Below are 22,481 nucleotides of genomic sequence, written 5' to 3' on the forward strand. Positions count from 1 at the left end.
TGTCGGCTTCAACAGCCTCAGGATCATTGTCATGGCTACCACGCTCAAGACGCCCAAACGCATCGTCATGCACCGCTGGCAGTGGCGCGGCAAGAATCTGCGCGGTGAATCGGTCTCCGGCGAACTGATCGCGAGTGAACTCGCCGAGGTCCGCCAGGAGCTCGCGCGTCAGAAGATCATCGTCAAGCACATCAAGCGCAAGACCGGCATCTTCGGCCTCGGCCGGATCAAGTCGCGGGATATCACGCTCTTCGCGCGGCAGATGGCGACCATGATCCGCGCCGGGGTACCGCTGCTCCAGGCGTGCAAGGTCGTCGCCGAGACGCTCAAGAACCCGGCCATGCGCAATCTGGTCGAGACACTGGCCAACGATATCAGCGCCGGCTCGAGCTTCTCGGAAGCGATGGCCAAGCATCCTGCCCGATTCGACCGCATGTTCGTCAACATGATCGCCGCCGGCGAGCAGGCCGGCGCGCTGGACAAGATGCTCGAGCGTGTCGCGAGCTACCGCGAGAAGATCGAGACACTCAAGGGGCGTGTGAAAAAGGCGCTCTACTATCCGGTCGCGGTGATCCTGGTCGGCATCGGGGTTACCGCCCTACTGCTGGTCAAGGTCGTGCCGCAGTTCGAGAGTCTCTTCGCCGGATTCGGCGCCGAGCTGCCCGCCTTCACCCGCTTCACCATCCATCTCTCGGAACTGACGCAGGCTTACTGGTGGCAGGCCGTACTGGTCGCGATCGCGATCGTTCTCGGCATCCGCCAGGGCGCGCGACGCTCGGCGACGTTCGCCTACCGTTTGCATCATCTGATGCTCAAGCTGCCGGTACTCGGCAACATCGTCGACAAGAGCTCGATCGCGCGGTTTTCACGCACGCTCGCGACGACGTTCAACGCCGGTATTCCGCTGGTGGAAGCCCTCGAGACGGCTGCCGGCGCCACCGGCAACCGCGTTCACCAAAGGGCCATCGATAGCATTCGGGAAGACGTCGGCAGCGGTCAGCAGCTCAACTTCGCCATGCGTCGAACCAAGGTCTTCCCGGTCATGGCGGTGCAGATGGTCAGCATCGGCGAGGAGTCCGGCGAGCTGGATACCATGCTCGACAAGGTCGCCGAGTTCTACGAAGAAGAGGTCGACAACCAGGTCGATGCTCTGACCTCGCTGCTGGAGCCATTGATCATCGTGGTGCTCGGGGTGATGGTCGGGGGACTGGTAGCGTCGATGTATTTGCCGATCTTCCAGATGGGCTCGGCTATCTGAGCGAGAACGGCTGCGCTCGACCAGCCGTTGTTGAAAGCGCGCTCGCCATCCTCATCGACACCCACAGAGTCCGTAGCTGACCTCGATTTGCGCTACCCTAGAGCCGTCTATTTTTTGATACCCGTGGGGCTTCCGTTGTCAGACTTTCCTCCTCTATTTGCCTGGCCACTGGCGTTCGTCTTCGGCGCGGCACTGGGCAGTTTCTTGAACGTGGTCATCGTGCGCCTGCCGGTAATGCTGATGCGCCAATGGCGGGCCGAGGCGCAGCAGGCGCTGGAGCTGCCGGTCGACGTCGATGCGCCTTACAACCTTGCGACGCCGCGCTCCCACTGCCCTAGCTGCGGCAACTTCATAGCCTGGCACGACAATCTGCCGCTGATCGGCTGGCTAAAGCGCCGCGGCCGCTGCGCCGCGTGCGGGACGTCGATCAGCGCGCAGTACCCGCTGGTCGAGCTGATCTCCGCCGTGCTGGCGCTCACTGTCGTGGCGATCCACGGTGCCTCCTGGCAAAGTCTGTGGCTTTTTGGTGCCTGCCTGACACTCCTGGCGCTAGCCATCATCGATTGGCGAACGCAACTGCTCCCCGACCGCCTGACGCTACCGCTGCTCTGGGCTGGCCTTTTGTACCAGTGGTGCTTCGATCCGCTGTTCCTCGGTAGCGCCGTGCTGGGCGCGGTGGCTGGCTACCTGTCGCTATGGTCGGTCTACTGGCTGTTCAAGCTCACGACCGGCAAGGAAGGCATGGGCTACGGCGACTTCAAACTGATGGCCGCGCTCGGCGCCTGGCTAGGGTGGCAAAGCCTGCCCCTGCTGCTGCTGATTTCCGCCGGTGTCGGCGCCGTGGCGGGGCTACTGCTCATCGCCACCAGCCGACAGGCGCGCGATCAGCCGATGCCATTTGGCCCTTACATCGCCTTGGCGGGCTGGCTCGCTCTGCTCGCCGGCAAACCGCTGCTGGCGGCCTATCAGGCACTGGTCATAGGAGCCGGCGCATGAGCGCCACGAGAGAATCGTCGACCACGCTGGTCGTTGGCGTGACCGGCGGTATCGGCGCCGGCAAGAGCGCCGTGGCTCGCGCCTTTGGCGCACTCGGCGCGGGCTGGGTCGACGCCGACGATGTCGCCCGCGAGGTCGTGATGCCGGGAGAGCCTGCGCTCGAAGCGATCCATTCGCGCTACGGCGACGCCATATTGCAGGCCGACGGCACGCTGGATCGACGAGTCCTGCGCGAACGCATCTTCGATGCGCCGGCGGAGCGACGCTGGCTGGAAAGCGAAACGCATCCCCGAATTCGCGAGCGGCTGATCACGCATCTCGAGAGGCTCGCCGGGACGGGCGCGCCTTACTGCCTGCTGGTCTCGCCGCTGTTGATCGAATCGGGGCAGCGGGCATTGGTCGACCGCGTACTGGTCATCGACGTGCCGGAGACCGTGCAGATCGAGCGCACGCTCGCTCGCGACAACGTTTCACGACGCCAGATCGAGGCCATTCTCGCCGCCCAGAGCCCACGCGCGGCCCGCCTTGCAGCGGCCGACGACGTCATCGACAATAGTGGCGACAAGGATGCGCTACTCGAGCGTGTCGCCCAGCTGGATCGTCTTTATCGTCAGCTGGCCTCGTCATCCAACCGACCGATCTCCCCATGACGCAACGCAATGACTCGAACGACAGCGGCACCGCCCCGCTGACCGTCAAATGCCCGCAGTGCCAGACGCCGGTCGTCTGGACCACCGACAATCCCTATCGCCCGTTCTGCTCCAAGCGCTGCCGCCTGCTCGACCTCGGCGCCTGGGCCGATGAATCCCACCGCATCCCCGGCGAACCGCATATGGACGAAACCCAGCTCGACGACCTGATCGACCGCCTGGAGCGCGGCGAGTAGAGAAGCGAGACGTCACTGCCGGATCCAACGATAACGCCAAGCGACTGCGCCCCACCTACGCCAGCGCTGACGACGTACTGATCGCCGCCAATTCGGAATGGCAGCGGCTGTAACGCGGCAAAGGGTAATTCAGCCTCACGCTTGCTCGAAGGTCGCACGGACGTCTACCCCGAGACACCCGCGTGCGGCGTCGGCTGGAAGCCGAGATCGAAGTTACAGCTGGCCCGCCCCGAAGTGCGGCATGATCTTGGCTATGGCGACTAGACCTGCAGCCTGCAGTCAATGACGCCAGGCGCGCCAGCAAAGCAATAAGCATTTTTATCGATATATAAGCATTTTTCTTGCCAATACTTATTCATGTTCATACCATGGAGTCATCGGGCACAGGGGCGCGATGAACACCATCCAGTGGAAAACCAAAGCCTTCAAGCAACTGCGGAAGCTGCCGCCAAAGCAACAGGCCACCCTCTATGAAGCGGTTCAATCCCTCGCCGCAATGCCTGACGTTCACAACGTCAAAGCCTTGAAGAAACACCAGTACGACTACCGCCTGCGGGTTGGCAACTACCGTGTGCTGTTCGATTGGGACGGTGGCATTCGAATCGTGCAGATCCAGGAGGTGAGAAAACGCGATGAACGCACATACTGAGAATGTCCAGATCATCAATGGCCCAGATGGCGCTCCGGCCTACGTGGTTATCCCGTATCAAGACTATCTGGCTAGCCACTCCGCCCCCGACCTGATCCCCAACGAGGTCGTCGGCATTGTCGTGAACGAAGACACCACCATGGTCGCGGCATGGCGACGATATCTAGGGCTAACGCAAGCCCAGGTTGCGGAGCGTATCGGCATTTCACAGTCGGCCTACGCCCAACAGGAAGCCGCGCGGAAGCCACGCCTGCCGACGCTGGAAAAAATTGCCACGGCGCTCGGCCTCACGGTGGAGCAACTGTCAGAAGAGTGACTCGGCACCTGACAACGAACGACGGAGGTCAAACTACGCAGCTTCCAGTCGCGATCGAGACAACCGGTGAGTTCTCATCGCCGCCCTCTCCTCGCGTCAAATTCCGGCCACAAAAAAACCGGCTGTTGAGCCGGTTTTTTTCGATTCGTGGCGACGAATGAAGCGAAGGAGGAGGGATTAACGGCGCGCTTCGCGCAGCCGCTGTGTCGGCGCCCCAACACCAAAACCCGGAGCGCCTCGGTGCGAACCGGAGGGTTCTCATCGCCGCCCTCTCCCTGCGCCAAATTCCGGCCACAAAAAAACCGGCTGTTGAGCCGGTTTTTTTCAATTCGTGGCGGAGAGGGAGGGATTCGAACCCTCGAAGCCTTTCGACTTACACACTTTCCAGGCGTGCTCCTTCGACCACTCGGACACCTCTCCGCATTGTCATTCCGCTCGCTGCGGCTTGGCCGCTGCGTTCAGAACGGCGCACATAGTATCGGCCTAAGCCTGTGATCGCAAGCCATTTTTTCTCGCTCGCCGGGTTTTATCGGGCTCACCGCCTGCGCTCGACGAAATCACCCGGGTTGCGCACGGGCGCATCGGGATAACGACCGCCTGGCTGACCCAGATAGAGATAACCAATCAGCTCCTCGTGTTCGCCAAGCCCGAGACCTTGCCAGACGGTCTTGTCATGGGCATAGGTCCCGGTGCGCCACATGGCGCCAAGCCCTTGCGCGTAGGCCGCATAGAGCATCGCGTGGGCGGCACAGCCGGCAGAGATGATCTGCTCGACCGGCGGCACCTTGGAAAGGCCAGGTGTGATCGTCGCGATCACGGCGATGATCATCGGCGCGCGTTTGGGCTTCTTGCGCGCCGAATCGAGCGCTCCCTCGTCGATATGCGGATTGGCCTGATAGTCGGACCGGGCGAACAGCTCGCCCAGGCGATCCAGCCCCTCGCCGCTGAACTCGATGAAACGATACGGCGTCATCTCCTTGTGATCGGGTGCGCGCAGTGCGGCACGATAGATGGCGTCAAGCTGCTCCTCGGCGGGCGCCGGCCCGGCAAGCTTGCCCATCGAGCGGCGTTGATGCAGTAGTTCCAGGGCGTCCATGAATGTCATCTCCTTGCCAGTCACGCGAATGCACGCGCTAGAACACGAATGCGATGCAATATGATCGCCCTACTTTACGCCAAACGCGTTACTGCCGCAGCAGGCGCGGCGGCAACGAAGGCTGCCAGCCAGGTGTCGCCCGCCAAGGGTTGATATCGAGACCGCCTCGGCGAACGTATCGCGCCATGACCAGCAGCTTCTCCGGCCGACAGCGCGCCATCAGGTCGACGAATATGTGCTCGACACAGTGCTCATGGAAATCCTGATGCTGGCGGTAGGAAATGATGTAACGCAGCAGCGCGGCCCGGTCGATGCGCGACCCTTGGTACTGGATCAGTACGCTCCCCCAGTCTGGCTGACCGGTCACCGGGCAGTTGGATTTCAGCAAGTGCGAATGCAGCGTTTCGCTGACGATGTCGTTCTCGTCACAGGCAAGCAGATCGGGAGACGGCGTGTAGCAATCGATATCGACATCGAGCTCATCAAGCGATTCGCCCGGCATGGGCTGCGGCATCAGCGCAGGGTCGTCGACCCCGTAAAGCTCTGCCGTCACGGGCGCCGCCGCTGCTGCCCCGAGATCCCGTTCGAGTGCGTCTACCACGGCGTCTCGGTCAGAGAAGGTGGTCTGATTGAAGCTGTTGAGATAGAGCTTCCAGGATTTGGACTCGATCAGATTGGGGGAGTCGGCCGGCAGCCGAAAACGCGCTACCGCGACGATAGGCTTGCCGCGCAGATCGAGCCAGGAAACCTCGAACGCCCACCACTCGTCGCCGCCCACGAACGGCAAGCTGCCCGTTTCCAGGCCGAGCGGCAGCCGGTTCGCTGCCCGCTCGATGGGAAAGAGAAGCGTCGGATCGTAACGCGCCGGATAGGCGGACTCCCGCCCCAGCGGTGCGTCGATCAATGTCTGAGGGCGCTCCTGAGTCATGAACGGATTCCCTTGCCGCGATTGAGCATCCATAGCGCCAGGCACCAGAACACCACGATGAAGGCAGCGATAGCGATCAGCGCGCCAGCGACGGGAATATCAGAGATTCCGAGGATGCCATAACGGAAGGCATTCACCATGTAGAGAATCGGATTGATCATGGTCACGCTCTGCCAGAAGTCCGGCAGCAGATCGATCGAGTAGAACACCCCACCGAGATAGGTCAGCGGTGTCAGCACGAAGATCGGAATGATCGAGATGTCATCGAATTTCTTCGCCAGCAGCGCATTGATGAATCCGCCGATGGAGAACAGTAGCGCCGTCATGATCACGACCGCCAGCGTCAGCAGCGGGTGGTGCAGATCCAGATGCGTGAAGAACAGCGAGACGACGGTCACGATCAGACCGACACCGAGGCCGCGTGCGGCGCCACCGATCACGAAGCCCGCCAGAATGACCCAGTTGGGCATCGGCGAGACCATCATCTCCTCGACGCTGCGCTGGAACTTGTTGGAGAAGAACGACGAAGCCACGTTCGAGTAGCTGTTGGTGATCACCGACATCATGATCAGGCCGGGCACGATATAGGACATGTAGGAGATGCCGTGCATCTCGCCCACGCGCGAGCCGATCAGATTGCCGAAAATGATGAAGTACATCGTCATGGTGATCGACGGGGGCACCAGCGTCTGCGGCCAGATGCGCATGAAGCGCCGCACTTCCTTTACCACCATGGTCCAGAGAGAGATCAACAGTTGCCGCGTGTTCAAGATGCCGTCTCCTTGGCCTTCCGCTTGTCTGAAGTGGCCACACCACTGGCCGGATTATCGATCCCCTTGGAGGCATCAGGCTGCGAGGTCATCGAGACGAACAGCTCTTCCAGACGGTTGGCCCGATTGCGCATCGAAACAACGCGCGCGCCCTGCTCGGTCAACCGCTCGAACGCCTCATTGAGATTGCTCCCTTTCTGGACCGAGAGCGAGAGCTGGTGCGAATCGACCCGCTCGACTTCGAACCCGTCAATGACCGGCGCAGAATCGATCGGCTCGGCCAAGTCGAGCAGGAAGGTTTCGGTATCGAGCTCGGTCAGCAATTCGCGAATCGAGGTGTTCTTGACGATTTCCCCCTGATTGATGATCGCGATGTTGCGACACAGGCTCTCCGCTTCCTCGAGATAGTGCGTGGTGAGAATGATCGAGGTGCCTTCTTCCTGATTGATCCGGCGCATGTACTCCCACATGCTGCGACGCAGCTCGATATCCACACCCGCCGTCGGCTCGTCGAGAATCAGCAGGCGCGGCCGATGGATCAGCGCACGCGCGATCATCAGGCGCCGCTTCATACCGCCGGAGAGCATGCGCGCGGCGCCGTTTCGCTTGTCCCAGAGCCCCAGGTCTTTCAGCAACTGCTCGCAGCGAGGTTTAGCCTCCTTCATCGGCATGCCGTAATAGCCGGCCTGCGTCAGGATGATGTCCTCGACCTTCTCGAACTGGCTGAAGTTGAACTCCTGCGGGACCACGCCCAGGTGGTACTTGGCCTTGGCGAAATCGCGGTCGATATCGATACCGAAGATACTGACCTGACCCGCGCTCTTCTGTACCAGCGAGCAGACGATGCCAAGCGTGGTCGACTTGCCCGCCCCGTTGGGGCCAAGCAGTGCAAAAAAATCGCCCTGAGCGACATCGAGATCGATGCCCTTGAGCGCCTCGAAACCATTGCCGTAGACCTTGGTGAGTCCGCGAATGGACAGTGCAGGTTCTGCCATCTGGGATTCCTGTCGTGATGGGATACGAGAAGACGCCGCTGCCGTCACTCGATCGTGTTCGTATCAGTATGGGTCAGTCACATAGCAACCTAGTTGGGGCCGATAGTCGCCATTTTCAATTTTTAGCATGCAAACAAACTATCATTAGCCGACAAGCCACCACCAGCGCGGGGCAGCGCTCGGCGCGCCGCGTACAGGGTAGTCGACTGATCAGTGACAAGGCGGGTGGCGGCCACGGGCAAACAACGCACAAACGAAAACAGAAGCACCGGAGTGCTTCTGTCGTCTGAAATCTGGAGCGGGAAAGGAGATTCGGCCGGGCTGACGTTCCAGCTCACGACCCTCGACCACGCTTCAAGATTCTATCAATATGGAGCGGGAAAGGAGATTCGAACTCCCGACCCTCGCCTTGGCAAGGCGATGCTCTACCACTGAGCTATTCCCGCTTGTCGGTCGAAGACTGGCTTCGACGAGATGATCTGACGATCATCGAAGTGGCGTCCCATAGGGGGTTCGAACCCCTGTTACCGCCGTGAAAGGGCGGTGTCCTGGACCACTAGACGAATGGGACGCATATTTTGGAGCGGGAAAGGAGATTCGAACTCCCGACCCTCGCCTTGGCAAGGCGATGCTCTACCACTGAGCTATTCCCGCACCCCGAGCACTCGCAGCCTATCTCAAGCGAGCCTCTTTTTCATCACCTGAAGAAGTCGAGTGGCGTCCCATAGGGGGTTCGAACCCCTGTTACCGCCGTGAAAGGGCGGTGTCCTGGACCACTAGACGAATGGGACGCAATGTCTCGGCTCCGTCGAGGTGGCGCGTATATTAATGAGCCCCTTCTTAGGTGTCAAGCGATTGATTTCACCGATTTTCGCCTTCATCTAATGCGCGCTGGTCAACGCACCGATGATGGCCTGTAATGATATTTCGAACCGCAGTGCCAACCGGCGCGTGGCGGGACGCGACAGCGAAGGAGACCGACCATGAGCAAGGTACAGAAGAGCGAAGCCGAATGGCGCGAGAAGCTCACACCGGAGCAGTATCACGTGACTCGCGAGAAAGGCACCGAGCGCCCGTTCAGTGGTGATTATCAGGTCGAGCCGGTACAGGGCATCTACCACTGCGTCTGCTGCGGAGCACCGCTGTTCGAGAACGAACACAAATTCGAGGCGCACTGCGGCTGGCCGAGTTTCGACCGGCCGCTGGCAGCGGCATCGGTCGAGGAGCATCAGGACGACAGTCACGGCATGCGCCGCATCGAGGTGACCTGTCGGCGCTGCGATGCCCATCTCGGTCACGTATTTCCGGATGGCCCGGCGGACACCACCGGCCAGCGCTACTGCATCAATTCCGTCGCGATCACGTTCCACGCTGGCGAGTGATGTCAGTGCGGCTCATTGCCTGAGCGTATACTCGAGCCCGCAAGGGCATGCGCCGCCGTCTTCGACCGGCGGCGGCTAGATGATGGCAGGCTCATTTGGCGAAGGCACTTACTTTACGGTGATGCTATCGGGATTCTGTTCGGTGATGTGCAGCGGCGTACCGCGAATGGCAGCCGCGAGCGCCTGTCTGGGCGTCAGTCGCCCCTTGACGGGATTGGGCTTAATGGCACCGACCTCACCAAGCTCGGCATGGATGAAACAACCGGTCGCGTGAGCGACCTGCTGTGCCGTCTCGTCGAAGCGATCGAAGGCAATGTCGTAATTCATCAAGACGTCGCATTTACCCTTGGCGCTCGGCGCCGGCGCCTCGTCGGACGTCCTCTCACCGCCGCAGCTCGCCAGCGCTAGCGATCCAAGCAGGATCAACGCCATGCGTGTGATGTTGATGTTTTCCATATCAACCTTCCTTTCGCTTCCAACATCCGAAATCTGAGTATTCGCCCGCTCGGCGCATGATCCCCGCATCCTGCTAGACTATGCGCCCGCTTCTTTCTAAGCCAGATTCGATTCGCAGGAGAAAAGGCATGCTCGGCTGGTATCCCGGACACATGAACAAGGCGCGACGCCAGATCACCGAAGCGCTGCCGGAAATCGACGTGGTGATCGAGGTTCTCGATGCACGTCTCCCCTACTCCAGCGGCAACCCGATGCTGGCCGATCTGACCGAACACAAGCCGGTGCTCAAGATCCTTTCCCGCGCCGACCTGGCCGACCCGGATGCCACGCAGCGCTGGATCGCGCATTTCGATGCGCAGCCCGACAGCCGCGCCATCGCGGTGACCACGACGCAGGCGCGCGAGTTGAAGCAGATTCCCGCGCTGTGCCACGAATTGGCCGGGCAAGTACGCGCCGACCGCGACGTGCGCGTCATGGTCATGGGGATTCCCAACGTGGGCAAGTCGACGCTGATCAACGGGCTGGCCGGGCGCAAGATCGCCAAGACCGGCAACGAACCCGCGGTGACCAAGCGTCAGCAGAAGATCCGCATCGACGGTCGCGTTGCCCTCATTGACACCCCCGGCGTGCTCTGGCCCAAGATCGAGGATCAGGCAAGCGCCTATCGCCTGGCCGCCAGCGGCGCCATCCGCGACACCGCCATCGAGTACGTCGATGTCGCCATCGTCTGCGCCGCCGAGCTGGCCAAGCGCTATCCCGAGGCCCTTCGCACGCGCTACAAGCTCGACGAGCTGCCGATCTACACGCCGCCGACAGAGGCCAACGCGGTCGACGCCGACGGCCCTCGTCTGGTCGACCTGCAGGCGAAAGCCGGCTTCGACGGTCACGCGATCATGAACGAGATCGCCCGTAAACGCGGCGGGTTGAAGGCCGGCGGCGTGATCAATCTGCATCGCGGGGCCGAAGTACTGCTGCACGAATTGCGCGACGGCAAACTCGGCAGGGTCACGCTCGAGTGTCCGGAGGATATCCCCGCAGCGGAGACGACAGAGTCTGCGACGGCGCCTGACGCCGAATAACCATACAGTTGGCGCCCTCCACCGCGTGAACTGCCTATTGCGTCGCGTCCGCGCGGCGCTATGCTGGGCGCTGGCGATGCAGCCCGCCACCGGTTTCATCCAACCTCGGCTCTTTGGCCCAACCCTTCGGCTGCGCGGCACACGGAACTCCCATGAATAGCCCCATTCGGAAATCGCACAAGCTCGACAATGTCTGCTACGACATTCGCGGGCCCGTTCTCGACCATGCCAAGCGGCTGGAGGACGAAGGTCACCGCATTCTCAAGCTCAACATCGGCAACCCTGCGCCTTTCGGCTTCGAAGCGCCCGAAGAGATTCTTCAGGACGTGATGCGCAACCTGCCGACGGCACAGGGATACTGCGATTCCAAAGGGCTCTATTCCGCGCGCAAGGCGATCATGCAGGAGTGCCAGCGCAAGGGAATTCCCGGCGTCGGCATCGAGGATATCTACGTCGGCAACGGGGTTTCCGAGCTGATCGTGATGGCCATGCAGGCGCTGCTCGACGACGGCGACGAAGTGTTGATTCCCGCACCGGACTACCCGCTATGGACCGCGGCCACCAACCTGTCGAGCGGTCGCGCCGTGCACTATCTGTGCAACGAGGACGATGACTGGGCCCCGGATCTTGCCGACGTTCGCGACAAGATCACCGCGCGCACCAAGGCCATCGTGCTGATCAACCCGAACAATCCGACCGGCGCCGTCTACCCACCGGCCGTGGTCAAGGAGCTGCTGGCAATCGCTCGCCAGCACGGTCTGGTGGTCTTTTCCGACGAGATCTACGACAAGATTCTCTACGACGGCGTCGAGCACGTCTCTACCGGTGCGCTGGCCGAGGATGACCAGCTCGTCGTTACCATGAACGGCCTGTCCAAGAGCTATCGCTGCGCCGGCTTCCGCTCCGGCTGGATGATTCTCTCCGGGGGGCAAGGCAAGCAGAATGCCGAGGACTTCATTCAGGGCCTGACGATGCTCGCCTCGATGCGACTATGCGCCAACGTGCCGGCCCAGCACGCAATTCAGACCGGGCTTGGCGGCTATCAGTCGATCAACGACCTGATCCTGCCCGGCGGGCGTCTGCTCGCGCAGCGTAACGTGGTCTACGAGAAACTCAACGCGATTCCCGGCGTCTCCTGCGTCAAGCCCAAGGGCGCGCTCTACGCCTTCCCGCGCCTGGACCCGGAAGTCTACCCGATTCGCGATGACGCCCAGATGGTGCTGGATCTGCTGCTGCAGGAGCGCATCCTGCTGGTCCAGGGCACTGCCTTCAACTGGCCGGACCCGGACCATGTTCGTATCGTCACCCTGCCGTGGGCAGACCAGCTCGGCGATGCCATGGATCGTTTCGCCCGCTTTCTTTCGCGCTACCGTCAGTGACTTCTGCCGCCCGGTGATTGACTGCATCTGGCATCGACGCTCGTCCACCCGCATGAGTCGAGCATGGAGAGGTCACGAGCGGGGAACTGACACGAATACGGACGGGCAGTGAGCCATCCTGCCCCCTTGAAACCTATTCGCGAAAGTCGTATCTAACAGTTCATAAACGCCTGATTACCGGGCAATAACGATAGCAAACGAACTTTCGCTCGCGGGGCAGGACACCGTCGAGCGGGAACGACGCTTCCAAGACTGAGGGTATAGACCGATGATGCGCATCATCCTGTTTCTGGCTACCAACCTGGCGGTCGTGCTGGTCGCCAGCATCACGCTGCGGCTACTCGGCGTCGAGCCTTATCTCAACGCCAACGGCATGAACATGAACAGCCTGCTGATCTTCTGCTTCGTGTTCGGCATGGCGGGTTCGCTGGTATCGCTGTTCATCTCCAAGTGGATGGCGAAGATGAGCACGCGAGCAAAGGTCATCGAACAGCCCGGCAACTCTACCGAACAGTGGCTGCTCGATACCGTGCGCGAGCTGTCGCAGCAGGCCGGCATCCAGATGCCGGAGGTCGCGATCTTCCCGGCACAGCAGTCCAACGCCTTCGCGACAGGCTGGAACAAGAACGACGCGCTCGTGGCCGTCTCCCAAGGCCTGCTCGAGCGCATGCGCCCGGAAGAGGTGCGGGCGGTACTCGCGCATGAAATTGGCCACGTCGCCAACGGCGACATGGTGACGTTGGCGTTGATCCAGGGCGTACTCAACACCTTCGTGATGTTCTTCGCGCGCGTGGTCGCGCAGGTCGTCGACGGCTTCCTCCGAGGCCGTGACAACGGTGGCGGCCTGGGCTTCATGGGCTATTTTGCGGTCGTGATCGTCGCCGAGATCGTGTTCGGACTGGTCGCGTCGATCATCGTGGCCTGGTTCTCGCGTTTCCGTGAGTACCGTGCCGATGCCGCCGGCGCCCAGTACGCCGGCGCCGGTGCCATGATCAACGCGCTATCCCGGCTCAAAGCCGAGACCCAGCAGCCGGATCAGATGCCGGATTCGCTCACCGCGTTCGCCATCACCCAGGGCCAGACCCGCAAGATCATGGAGAAGCTGTTCGCCAGTCACCCGCCGCTCGACGACCGCATTCGCGCGCTGAAAGAGTCAGCCTATCGCGAATGAGTCCGAACGGGTCTCTGCTGCGCCCCGCCCGGCTGTCCGGACGGGGCGTTTTTGTCTTACCCACCCACCTGGCTGAACCGCCCCCACAGTCGCTGCTTGGCATCCCTGCCCTTAACGATCGCCGTTGACGTTGGCTGTCCCGCTCACTTATCGAAAAAAAGTTTTCGCCGCTGCATCCGATCGACCGACTCCCCGGTAATCCGAGGGCGAGAGAGACAATCTCGCTTACTTGACAATGCCAGGAGCCGAATCATGGATATTCGCAACCTTGCCAGCCTGACCCTTACTGCCGCACTATTCGGAAGCTTCCCGTTGGTGACAAACGCCGACATGACACCCGATGCCGTCACACCGCCGAGCGGCAACGAGATCGCCATGAAGACCGTGGGGGTAGGAGAAATTACCTATGCCTGCGAGATGAAAGACGGTGACTATGCTTGGGTCTTCAAAGGACCGGACGCGAAACTGAATGACAGTGATGGCAACCAGGTCGGCAGCTACTACGGCCCGCCGGCGACCTGGGAATCCAGCGACGGCTCGAAGATCACCGGAACGCAGATCGGTACTGCCGACGGTGGCGAAGGCAATATTCCGCTTCAGCTCGTCGAAGCCAATCCCGCTGAAGGAGAGGGACACATGAGCGGTGTCACCTATGTCCAGCGTCTCGAGACCCGCGGCGGTGTGGCTCCGGCGTCGAGCTGCAGTGCGGACAACGCCGGTGATAGCGAAGTGGTCGAATACCAGGCGAACTACAACTTCTTCAAGGCCAGCTGATACGCTGCTCGTCCCAAAGTGGACACCTCACGGGCTCGCCAAGGCGAGCCCGTGTTGCATAGACTGTCGATTATCGCCCGGAATCGGGTGCGCTTCAGGGATGGCGCCTGTGACGAACGCCGTGACGGACAACGATCATGACGGACTGCTCAACGCCTGCGCGGCCGGAGACAAGCAGGCGCTGCAAAGGCTCTACACCCTCGAGGGCGCGAGCATGCTGGGTGTGGTACAGCGCATCGTGCGAGATCGCGCGGCGGCGGAGGACATCATCCACGATGCCTTCGTCAGGATCTGGACCCGCGCCGAGACCTTCGATGCCGCACGCGGCTCGGCCCGCACCTGGATGTTCAGCGTCGCCCGTCACCTGGCGCTCGACCACGTTCGCAGGCACCGGCGAGAGTTCACTGCAGGTGACGAGATCGATCATCATGCCGACCCGCTCGAGGGTCACTCCCACCACCCCGCCCCTGCCGATCATTTCGACTGGCAGGGCCACGGCGAGCTGGAAAGATGCCTTGCGCATCTGCCACCCGAGCGGCGTAATTGCCTGTTCCATGCTTACGTCGACGGCTTTAGCCATCAGGAGATCGCGATACGATCCGGTCATCCGCTAGGCACGGTCAAGGCATGGATCAAGCGAAGCCTGGCCGCACTACGCGAGTGCCTCTCATGACACAGTCATCCCCCCGTCCTCCAAGCCATAACGACGACACCCTGGCCGGCGAGTACGTACTCGGCACCCTGGACACAGCAGCGCGCGTCGAGGTCGAGCGTCGACTTCAGTATGACTCGGCGCTGCGCGATGCGGTTGATCGCTGGGAAACGCGATTTGCACCCTATTCAGCGCTGGCGACGCCAGTCGAGCCGTCTCCTGGTTTATGGTCGCGCATCGAGCGCAGCATCGACACCGCGCACCGGACACCGCCGAGCCACGAGAACCCACGTCCACGACCTGGCTGGTGGCAGAGTCTCGCACTATGGCGCGCAACGACCTTCGCGGGGGCTGCCGCTGCCCTGATACTGGCACTCACGCTACTGCAGACACCAGGCACCCCCCAGGCGCCAAGATTCGTGATCGTGCTGATGACCCCACAGCACACCCAGGCAGGATGGCTCGTCCAGGCCGCCTCGCCGGATGAGCTGGAGCTGGTGCCGCTGGGCCGATTCGAACTTCCGCCGGGCAAAGCGCTGGAATTCTGGACCAAGGCAGACGACTGGAAAGGCCCTGTATCTCTCGGCCTGATCAAACCCGGGGAACGAAGCCACCTGAATCTCGATGACCTACCACCACTCGAGAACAACCAGCTGTTCGAGCTGACACTGGAGGATGCCGGCGGCTCACCGCTGGGACGACCCAGCGGACCCATCGAGTTCATCGGTCGCGCCGTTTCCCTGTAGGCTCATCGACGACGGCTTTGCAATTTGCCCTCGGCGATAACCATCGAGGCCAACGATATCTAGATGGTCATGAGAATGGTTGACATTCGCGAGCGTGGCGCGTTGAATTAGTTGACACTGTCAACCGAGAACGAGACGGTCATCCATGTCCGACCCGCAAGTCGGTGAAGCCCTTCACCAGCTCATGCACGCTTACAAGCGGGCATTGAGACGTGCCTACCGAGATGCCGATCTCGAGCTGAGCGTGTCGCACATCCGCGCACTGAAGGCCATCCGCACGTTAGCGCCATGTACCGCGCAACATATCAGCCAACGCACTCAGCGCGACAAGGCGCAGATCACACGCCTGCTGAAGGATCTTCTGGCCGCCGACGTGATTGCCAGGTCGCCCCATCCCGATGACCGACGCAGTCAAATCCTGTCACTGACGCCGATGGGCTTTGCAGTGCTTTCGCGCATCGACGCCAGCGAACGGCAAGTACACGACAATCTTGCGCAGCGGCTGAACGTCGACGATCTGGATGCGTTTCTGCGCCTCTCGCGGTTGATGATCGACAATCTGCAATAAGGACGCTTCCATGCCAAAGCCCGCGCCACGAAGTTTCACGCTTAGCCGCAAGACCTACGTTACGCCCAACATGCTGCGCCTCACCTTCGCGGGCGAGGGCATGACCGCTTTCCCGCTCGACCAGGAGAGCGCCTACATCAAGCTGAATATCCCCGTCGCCGGGAATGAGGCCGGCGTCATGCGCACCTATACCGTGCGGCGCCAGCGCGACGACGAGATCGACGTGGATGTCGCCATGCATGAAGACGCTGGTCCTGCCGCGAGCTGGGCCAGAGACGCAAAGCCGGGCGACGAGATCCTGATCGGCGGCCCCGGTCCCGCGAAACGGCTACCGGCAGCGGCGGACTGGAACCTGTTAATTGGTGATATGACTTCGCTGCCCGCGATCGGCGCCAATCTCGAGCGACTGCCGGCCGACGCACAAGGCTACGCGATCATAGAGGTCACCAGCCAAGCGGATATCCAGTGGTTCGACCTGCCTGCGGGCATGCGCATCAACTGGTTGATCAACCCGCATCCCGGCAGCGACAGCGAGCGACTGGTGAGAGCACTGCGCGAGTTCGACTGGCTTCCCGGCACGCCGGGAATCTGGGTAGCGTGCGAGTTCAGCGCCATGCGCAAGCTGCGCCGTCACTTGATCGACGAGCGCGGTGTCGACAAGCGGGAGATGTACATCTCCAGTTACTGGAAGCTCGGCAGCAGCGAGGACGGGCACCGCGTCGTCAAACGCGAGGACGCGGATCAGGAAGCCGCGAGCGCCTGACCGGCGCCCACGGTCACGAGGTCACTGTGTCGTCTGAATGAGCGCTTCTACTTGCCCAGCTTGACGCTGAAACCGAAGCCTTCGAGGGCATCACGTAGACCGCCCTTGTTCTTCTTCAGCTCGACGCGCAGCGTCTGGAATTCCCGTCGCGGCGGATACTCACGGCGATAGGCGTCAAAGCCAGCGGTCATACCGAGACGGCGTCGATAGCGATCGAAGGCCAGCATGTCGCGACGCACGTCGTAGCAGGCGCGCGCGCACAGTGACAGCGCATCCAGCGGTGGCGTCCAGCTGTGCAGCACGATCTTGCGCAGCCAGGGATCGGGCTTGAGCTGACCGAGTTTCTTGCGCGCCGGCAAACCGAAGTGGCGCATCGCTGCCTGGTAGATCATCTCGGTGCCAAGCATCTTGCCATCGACACTGTAGCCTGCAATATGCGGCGTGCCGATATCGACCAGCTCGTAAAGCGCTTCGTCGATCCCCGGTTCGTGCTCCCACACGTCGAGCACCGTGCGCAGGTCGCCGCGACGCTCCAGGCGCTCGCGCAGAGCATCGCCGTCGAGACAATCGCCCCGGCCGGCGTTGATCAGCACGGTTCCCGGCTTCAGGGCCTCGATGCGCGTCCGGTCCAGCAGGTGAAAAGTGGCATGCTCGCCTTCGCTGACCAGCGGCGTGTGCAGGCAGAGGATGTCGGCCTGATCGATCAGCGCGTCCAGCTCGAGGAAATCCTCGCGCCCTTCCGCCTCGGCCCGCGGTGGATCGCAGATCAGACAGTCGACATCGAGATTGTCGAGTCTCGCCGCCAGACGGCCACCGACGTTGCCCGCCCCGACGATACCGATGGTCTTGCCCGCCAGAGAAAACCCGTCCTCCTCCGCCAGCAGCAGCAGGCTCGAGAGCACGTAGTCGACCACGGAGTCGGCATTGCTGCCCGGCGCGCTGGCGAAGCTGATGCCCCGCTCGCCCAGCAGCGGCAGGTCGATGTGATCGGTGCCGATGGTGCAGGTACCGACGAATCTGAGACGGTCAGCCTGTTCCAGCAACGCGGCATTGACCGGCGTGATCGATCGCACGACCAGTGCATCATGCCCGCGCAGGCTCTCGGCGGTCATCTCCCGACCGGGCTGCCGCGTGACCTCTCCCAGCTCGCTGAAGAACTCTTCCGCCAGCGGCACGTTTTCATCCACCAGGATGCGCATGGAAACCCTCTTGTCTGATTCAGTGCCATCGAGTCTTGCTTTACAATGGCGCCGGTCGCCGAGCCGCGCAACGCCGCACCACTCGCTCGGCGGGCCATATTAGGCCTGCCCCGCATCATGAACAAGCCATCGACAACCAAGCAATCGACTAAAGTGTCGCAGGAGTCCGCGTGATCGTCCGCTGGGAGAGTGAACACGACTACGTTCTGGTCCATCTGCACCAGGACATGTTCGGTGACTGGATCTTCAGTCGCGCCTGGGGACAGATCGGCACCCAGTATGGCGGGCTGAAACACGCCGTCGCCGACAGCCATGAGCAGGCAATGATGTGGATCGACGACCTTGCCCACATCCAGGCCGCTCGCGGATTACGCAAGGTGCTCGAGACCGACGCCGACACGCCCGAAGGGCGCCAGGCCGTGGCGCAGCTCTCGCTGCTCGACTGAGCCGTGAGTCAGCCACGCCCGGCACAGGCTCGGGTGACGTCCTGTCAGGCGGCTCGCGCCTGAATCACGAAGCAGTGATGTAGATTGGTCCGCCGGGTGAAGTCCGGGTCGAATGTCCGGGCCGTGATCTCTTCCACCGCGTAGCGCTCGGAGACCGTCGCATCCAGCGTGAAGCCGCGTTGATTGTTGGAGAAGATCAGCTCTCCGCCCGGCGCCAGGCGCGCCATCGCCAGGTCGATCAGCTGCGCGTGATCGCGCTGCACGTCGAGCGTGCCCTCCATTCGTTTGGAGTTCGAGAACGTCGGCGGGTCGAGAAAGATCAGATCGTAGGTCCCGCCCGCCGTACGCAGCCAGTGGAGACAGTCGTCGCGAACCACCCGGTGGCGGCTCTGATCTAACCTGTTGAGCGTAAAATTGTCGCGCGCCCACTCCAGATACGTGTTGGAGAGATCCACGCTGAGGCTATCGCTCGCGCCTCCCAGCGCCGCATGAACGGTCGCCGAGGCGGTATAGCAGAACAGATTGAGAACGCGCTTGCCGGCCGCCCGCTCCCGCAGCATGCGCCTGACGGGGCGATGATCGAGAAAGAGCCCGGTATCGAGATAGTCGGTGAGATTGACCCAGAACTTCGCCGGCCCCTCCTCCACCACGAAGCGATCCCCCGCGCTGCTCTGACGCGTGTACTGCGCCTTGCCGCTCTGGCGCTCTCGCTGCTTGTAGTGAATCTGCTCGGGGCGCACATCCAGCGCCACCGGAATGGCGCTGAGTGCATCGAGCAGGCGTCGCTGCGCCTTGGCCGGCTCGACCGATTTCGGCGGCGCGTACTCCTGAACGTGAACCTGATGGCCGTAGACGTCGATCGCCAGCGCGTACTCGGGCATGTCGGCATCGTAGAGCCGATAGCAGGTCTCGCCCGACTGCTTGAGCCACTTCTTGAGCCGCTTGCGATTCTTGATCAGGCGATTGGCAAACATCCGCGCGCCCTCGCCTAGCGGCTTCGATTCGCTCACCTCCTGCTCCTCCGCCCTCGCGGCAGCGGAGTCCGCGGCGATATCCGCCAGCAGCAGTTTGCAGTCCAGCGGCCCGTTCTTGAACGCGTACTGCTTGTGCGCACGCAGTCCCAGCCGGTGGCCGAGATCGGGATTGCCGGTAAACAGCGCCAGCGTCCAGCCGCCGAATTCGCGTTTCAGACGCTGCCCCAGGTCACCGTAGAGCGTGACCAGCTCCGGAAGCTCGCCGAGCCGTTCACCATAAGGGGGGTTGGTCATGATCAATCCCGTGCCAGGCGCCTCTTCGGGCCGCACCAACGCACTGACCGAACCGCCATCGAGCGCGATCAGCGCCGGGATACCCGCCCGCATGGCGTTACTGCGCGCCGCCGAGATCGCTTGAGGGCTCTGATCGAAGCCCCACAGTCTCGCGTTGGTTCGCCGACGACCGAGGTCGGCGCGTGCTCTGGCCTCACGCTGAAGCTCTTGCCACACGGCCGAGTCGAAATCGGCCAGACGCTCGAAGGCGAACCGCTCCCGCGTCAGCTGTGGAGCGACATCGGCCGCCATTAGGGCCGCTTCGATCAATAGCGTTCCGGCACCGCACATCGGATCGACCAGCGGCTCGCCACGCTTGGCACGCGCCGGCCAGTCAGCCCGAACCAGCAGTGCCGCGGCGAGATTCTCCTTGAGCGGCGCATGGCCGGTATCGCGACGATAGCCACGCTGATGGAGGCTGGCCCCGACCAGATCGATACCGACCAGCAGATGGCCACGATGCAGATGGGCATAAACGCGGACATCGGCGCCGCGCGGATCGATCTCGGGCCGCGTCCTGCCCCCCGCCCGCAGGGCATCGACGATACCGTCCTTGACCACTTGGGCACCGAAGCGGGTATGGCGAACGGCGTGAGACTGGCCATGAAAGTCCACCGCCAGCGTATCGCCCTCGCGCAGATGCGCCGCCCACGGCAAACCGCCCACGGCTGCAGCGATGGCTTCGGGTGTTTCGCAGTCGCTCGCGCGCCCCAGGGTGAGAATCACGCGGTTGGCCAGTCTCGACCAGAGGCAGAGGCGGTAGGCGCTTTCCAGATTCGCGCGCGCGTGAACGCCCGCCACGGTAGTTTTTTGTATCTCCGCGCCTAGCTGCGACACCTCTTCCGCGAGCAGGGATTCGACGCTCCACGGGCAGGTGATATGGAGGTTCAACAGCAAGTTATCGTCATTCATGGCAGCGTCGGCAGATCGTCCTGAAACGGTCATATTCCCATGGATTCCTTTGATGTCTGGTCTTATGCTAAATCGCTAATCGACACCGTTTCTCAATTCGGCTAAATCTAACAGACGTAGCTACGTCAAAACGCATGCGTTTACCTGTCCGGACACTCTCGCGGGCAGTCACTCGGTCAGGCCCCTCAGGGCGACCGGCTGGCTGTGGTTTTTCAAATGGAGATGCACTTGTTCCGACAAGAGGGTATACGATGAAACGACAGAAACGTGATCGCAACCAGCGGGCATATCTTCATGGCTACAAGGCGGGGATGGCCGGTCGCTCTCGCGACGAATGCCCTAGCCAGGATGTCAATCTGCGCGAAAACTGGATGAGCGGTTGGCGTGAAGGTCGCGGGGACCAGTGGGCCGGCATGACGGGGGTTTCCGGCATCCACAAGAATCCCATGGTCATGACGTAACGCATCTGCGCTACGCCACGACCGTCATCACACTCAAGGCTCGCCACCCAGGCGGGCCTTTTTACGCTTCGCTGCACCAATCGGCGTCTTCCCACCGGCGCCCGCCAATGCGCCTTCCCGACCCATGCTGCGAGCCCCGCCTGCACTACTGACCGTCAATGATGCCCCGTCGACTTGGCTCCCGCCTCGCTGCGCGTGGCTTGGATGCACTCCGTGACCAGCTCCGGCCCGCGATAGATGAACCCGGTATAGAGCTGGACGAGATCGGCACCGGCCTGCACTTTTTCGCTCGCGCGCACGCCGCTGTCGACGCCGCCGGCACCGATGATCGGCATCGCCGGCAACAGCCGACGCAACTCGCGAACCACCGCCGTCGATGCCGCAAACAGCGGCGCGCCGGAAAGCCCGCCGGCTTCGTGCGCATGGGGCATGCCGGTCACGTTTTCCCGCGATACCGTCGTGTTGGTCGCGATCACGCCGTCGATCGCGTTGGCCTCCAGCGACTTGGCGACCAGCGCGATCTCGTCGCGACTCATGTCCGGCGCGATCTTGACCGCCAGCGGCACCCGCCGGCCATTCTCCGCGTCCAGCCGAGTGACTTCGGTCTTCAGCGCACTGAGCAAGCCATCGAGATGGTCTCCGAACTGCAGATTGCGAAGCCCCGGCGTATTGGGCGAGGAGATATTGACGGTGACATAGTGCGCGGCGGCGTGCGCCTTGCGCAGGCAGATCACGTAGTCATCGACGGCCCGCTCGACCGGCGTGGTCAGATTCTTGCCGATATTGATGCCGATGATGCCGCGATAGCGACTCTTGCGCACATTGGCGACCAGATGGTCGATACCGGCGTTGTTGAAGCCCATGCGGTTGATGATCGCCTGAGGCCCGGGCAGCCGAAAGAGTCGGGGTTTCGGATTGCCCTGCTGCGGTTTCGGGGTCGCCGAACCGACCTCGACGAAACCGAAGCCGAGCGCGCCCAGCGCATCGAGATGATCGGCATTCTTGTCGAGTCCCGCCGCCAGGCCGATCCGGTTGGGAAATTCGAGCCCCATCACCGTCACCGGCTCATCGCGGGTATCGGCACCGCCCAACAGCCCGGTCAGCCGCGCTCGATAGGCGCTATCCAGCGCCGTCAGGGTCAATCGATGCGCGACTTCCGGCTCGAGCCGAAACAGCAGGGAGCGAACGAGGGCGTACATGAGCGAGTCTCGACGATAGCGAATGGGTTTCACGGCGGCGAGCGAGTATATCCCACTGAAGAGATCGAGACGAATGCTCCCGGGACGGCAGGG

25 protein-coding genes and 5 tRNA genes are annotated in these 22,481 nt (G+C 62.2%); 17 read left to right on the forward strand and 13 right to left on the reverse strand.

Features of this window, described 5'->3' with window-relative positions:
* The first annotated feature begins 31 nt into the window (after window positions 1-31).
* The 6 genes from IE125_RS14020 (at window position 32) to IE125_RS14045 (ending at window position 4,105) form a co-directional block, all read left to right on the forward strand.
* Entirely contained in the window at window positions 32-1,258 is a 1,227-nt protein-coding gene (locus tag IE125_RS14020; RefSeq protein WP_189445303.1) for a type II secretion system F family protein, read from the forward strand.
* A gap of 135 nt (window positions 1,259-1,393) precedes the next feature.
* Window positions 1,394-2,254 (forward strand): prepilin peptidase, encoded by an 861-nt coding sequence (locus IE125_RS14025; RefSeq protein WP_229809123.1) that lies wholly within the window; start codon window positions 1,394-1,396, stop codon window positions 2,252-2,254.
* A gap of 26 nt (window positions 2,255-2,280) precedes the next feature.
* Entirely contained in the window at window positions 2,281-2,904 is a 624-nt protein-coding gene (coaE, locus tag IE125_RS14030; protein WP_189445508.1) for a dephospho-CoA kinase, read from the forward strand.
* Window positions 2,901-3,140: a DNA gyrase inhibitor YacG gene (gene yacG / locus IE125_RS14035; protein ID WP_189445304.1), complete on the forward strand. Its 240-nt coding sequence runs from the start codon at window positions 2,901-2,903 to the stop codon at window positions 3,138-3,140. Before coaE ends, yacG begins: the two co-directional genes overlap by 4 nt.
* A 394-nt stretch (window positions 3,141-3,534) precedes the next feature.
* A complete protein-coding gene (locus IE125_RS14040) occupies window positions 3,535-3,789 on the forward strand; it encodes a type II toxin-antitoxin system RelE family toxin (RefSeq protein ID WP_189445305.1) in 255 nt (84 codons plus the stop codon).
* Window positions 3,773-4,105 (forward strand): helix-turn-helix domain-containing protein, encoded by a 333-nt coding sequence (locus tag IE125_RS14045; protein WP_189445306.1) that lies wholly within the window; start codon window positions 3,773-3,775, stop codon window positions 4,103-4,105. The genes IE125_RS14040 and IE125_RS14045 overlap by 17 nt, the downstream gene beginning before the upstream one ends.
* Window positions 4,106-4,437: 332 nt before the next feature.
* On the opposite strand, the gene IE125_RS14050 is transcribed toward IE125_RS14045, so the two are convergent.
* The 9 genes from IE125_RS14050 to IE125_RS14090 all read right to left on the reverse strand — a co-directional run bounded on the left by IE125_RS14050 (window position 4,438) and on the right by IE125_RS14090 (window position 8,685).
* Window positions 4,438-4,525 (reverse strand) — tRNA-Ser (locus IE125_RS14050).
* A 115-nt stretch (window positions 4,526-4,640) separates the two neighbouring features.
* On the reverse strand, window positions 4,641-5,201 hold the full coding sequence (locus IE125_RS14055) for a nitroreductase family protein (RefSeq protein WP_189445307.1): 561 nt from the start codon (window positions 5,199-5,201) through the stop codon (window positions 4,641-4,643).
* An 88-nt stretch (window positions 5,202-5,289) separates the two neighbouring features.
* Window positions 5,290-6,129 carry an NADPH-dependent 7-cyano-7-deazaguanine reductase QueF gene (gene queF, locus IE125_RS14060; RefSeq protein ID WP_189445308.1) on the reverse strand — a complete coding sequence of 280 codons (840 nt, stop codon included), beginning with the start codon at window positions 6,127-6,129 and terminating at the stop codon, window positions 5,290-5,292.
* Window positions 6,126-6,899, reverse strand: a complete 774-nt coding sequence (locus tag IE125_RS14065; protein ID WP_189445309.1) for an ABC transporter permease — start codon at window positions 6,897-6,899, stop codon at window positions 6,126-6,128. Before IE125_RS14065 ends, queF begins: the two co-directional genes overlap by 4 nt.
* Window positions 6,896-7,894: an ABC transporter ATP-binding protein gene (locus IE125_RS14070; protein ID WP_189445310.1), complete on the reverse strand. Its 999-nt coding sequence runs from the start codon at window positions 7,892-7,894 to the stop codon at window positions 6,896-6,898. The genes IE125_RS14065 and IE125_RS14070 overlap by 4 nt, the downstream gene beginning before the upstream one ends.
* 371 nt (window positions 7,895-8,265) lie before the next feature.
* Window positions 8,266-8,340 (reverse strand) — tRNA-Gly (locus IE125_RS14075).
* A 49-nt stretch (window positions 8,341-8,389) separates the two neighbouring features.
* Window positions 8,390-8,465 (reverse strand) — tRNA-Glu (locus IE125_RS14080).
* 8 nt (window positions 8,466-8,473) lie between these two features.
* Window positions 8,474-8,548 (reverse strand) — tRNA-Gly (locus IE125_RS14085).
* 61 nt (window positions 8,549-8,609) lie between these two features.
* Window positions 8,610-8,685 (reverse strand) — tRNA-Glu (locus IE125_RS14090).
* Window positions 8,686-8,877: 192 nt separating this feature from the next.
* Here IE125_RS14090 and msrB point away from each other — a divergent pair.
* Window positions 8,878-9,276, forward strand: coding sequence for a peptide-methionine (R)-S-oxide reductase MsrB (gene msrB, locus IE125_RS14095; protein ID WP_189445311.1), 399 nt, complete (start codon window positions 8,878-8,880; stop codon window positions 9,274-9,276).
* A gap of 108 nt (window positions 9,277-9,384) precedes the next feature.
* On the opposite strand, the gene IE125_RS14100 is transcribed toward msrB, so the two are convergent.
* Complete coding sequence (locus tag IE125_RS14100; protein WP_189445312.1) at window positions 9,385-9,732, reverse strand: STN domain-containing protein; 348 nt, start codon at window positions 9,730-9,732, stop codon at window positions 9,385-9,387.
* 128 nt (window positions 9,733-9,860) lie between these two features.
* Here IE125_RS14100 and ylqF point away from each other — a divergent pair, with 128 nt between their 5' ends.
* The 8 genes from ylqF (at window position 9,861) to IE125_RS14140 (ending at window position 16,864) form a co-directional block, all read left to right on the forward strand.
* Window positions 9,861-10,811 carry a ribosome biogenesis GTPase YlqF gene (gene ylqF / locus IE125_RS14105; RefSeq protein WP_189445313.1) on the forward strand — a complete coding sequence of 317 codons (951 nt, stop codon included), beginning with the start codon at window positions 9,861-9,863 and terminating at the stop codon, window positions 10,809-10,811.
* A 152-nt stretch (window positions 10,812-10,963) separates the two neighbouring features.
* A complete protein-coding gene (locus IE125_RS14110) occupies window positions 10,964-12,190 on the forward strand; it encodes a pyridoxal phosphate-dependent aminotransferase (protein ID WP_189445314.1) in 1,227 nt (408 codons plus the stop codon).
* Between the two features lie 268 nt (window positions 12,191-12,458).
* Window positions 12,459-13,361, forward strand: coding sequence for a protease HtpX (htpX, locus tag IE125_RS14115; RefSeq protein WP_189445315.1), 903 nt, complete (start codon window positions 12,459-12,461; stop codon window positions 13,359-13,361).
* A 252-nt stretch (window positions 13,362-13,613) separates the two neighbouring features.
* Window positions 13,614-14,135, forward strand: a complete 522-nt coding sequence (locus IE125_RS14120) for a DUF3455 domain-containing protein (RefSeq protein WP_189445316.1) — start codon at window positions 13,614-13,616, stop codon at window positions 14,133-14,135.
* A 100-nt stretch (window positions 14,136-14,235) separates the two neighbouring features.
* Window positions 14,236-14,808 carry a sigma-70 family RNA polymerase sigma factor gene (locus tag IE125_RS14125; protein ID WP_229809124.1) on the forward strand — a complete coding sequence of 191 codons (573 nt, stop codon included), beginning with the start codon at window positions 14,236-14,238 and terminating at the stop codon, window positions 14,806-14,808.
* A complete protein-coding gene (locus IE125_RS14130) occupies window positions 14,805-15,533 on the forward strand; it encodes an anti-sigma factor (RefSeq protein WP_189445318.1) in 729 nt (242 codons plus the stop codon). Before IE125_RS14125 ends, IE125_RS14130 begins: the two co-directional genes overlap by 4 nt.
* A 145-nt stretch (window positions 15,534-15,678) precedes the next feature.
* The gene (locus tag IE125_RS14135; RefSeq protein ID WP_189445319.1) at window positions 15,679-16,101 is read left to right on the forward strand and encodes a MarR family winged helix-turn-helix transcriptional regulator; all 423 of its coding nucleotides are present in this window, start codon (window positions 15,679-15,681) and stop codon (window positions 16,099-16,101) included.
* Window positions 16,102-16,111: 10 nt separating this feature from the next.
* Window positions 16,112-16,864 (forward strand): siderophore-interacting protein, encoded by a 753-nt coding sequence (locus tag IE125_RS14140; protein WP_189445320.1) that lies wholly within the window; start codon window positions 16,112-16,114, stop codon window positions 16,862-16,864.
* Between the two features lie 47 nt (window positions 16,865-16,911).
* Here IE125_RS14140 and pdxB read toward each other — a convergent pair whose 3' ends face one another.
* Window positions 16,912-18,063 carry a 4-phosphoerythronate dehydrogenase PdxB gene (pdxB, locus tag IE125_RS14145; RefSeq protein ID WP_189445321.1) on the reverse strand — a complete coding sequence of 384 codons (1,152 nt, stop codon included), beginning with the start codon at window positions 18,061-18,063 and terminating at the stop codon, window positions 16,912-16,914.
* A gap of 170 nt (window positions 18,064-18,233) precedes the next feature.
* On the opposite strand from pdxB, the gene IE125_RS14150 reads away from it, so the two are divergent.
* The gene (locus IE125_RS14150) at window positions 18,234-18,509 is read left to right on the forward strand and encodes a hypothetical protein (RefSeq protein WP_189445322.1); all 276 of its coding nucleotides are present in this window, start codon (window positions 18,234-18,236) and stop codon (window positions 18,507-18,509) included.
* A 44-nt stretch (window positions 18,510-18,553) separates the two neighbouring features.
* On the opposite strand, the gene rlmKL is transcribed toward IE125_RS14150, so the two are convergent.
* On the reverse strand, window positions 18,554-20,728 hold the full coding sequence (gene rlmKL, locus IE125_RS14155; protein WP_189445323.1) for a bifunctional 23S rRNA (guanine(2069)-N(7))-methyltransferase RlmK/23S rRNA (guanine(2445)-N(2))-methyltransferase RlmL: 2,175 nt from the start codon (window positions 20,726-20,728) through the stop codon (window positions 18,554-18,556).
* Between the two features lie 251 nt (window positions 20,729-20,979).
* Between rlmKL and rmf the strand changes: the two genes are divergently transcribed.
* A complete protein-coding gene (gene rmf / locus IE125_RS14160; RefSeq protein ID WP_189445324.1) occupies window positions 20,980-21,189 on the forward strand; it encodes a ribosome modulation factor in 210 nt (69 codons plus the stop codon).
* 155 nt (window positions 21,190-21,344) lie between these two features.
* On the opposite strand, the gene IE125_RS14165 is transcribed toward rmf, so the two are convergent.
* The coding region (locus IE125_RS14165) for a quinone-dependent dihydroorotate dehydrogenase (RefSeq protein WP_308430148.1) at window positions 21,345-22,481 on the reverse strand (1,137 nt) is incomplete at its 5' end.

It is taken from the genome of Salinicola rhizosphaerae, assembly GCF_014652715.1.
Classification (GTDB): Bacteria; Pseudomonadota; Gammaproteobacteria; order Pseudomonadales; family Halomonadaceae; genus Salinicola; species Salinicola rhizosphaerae.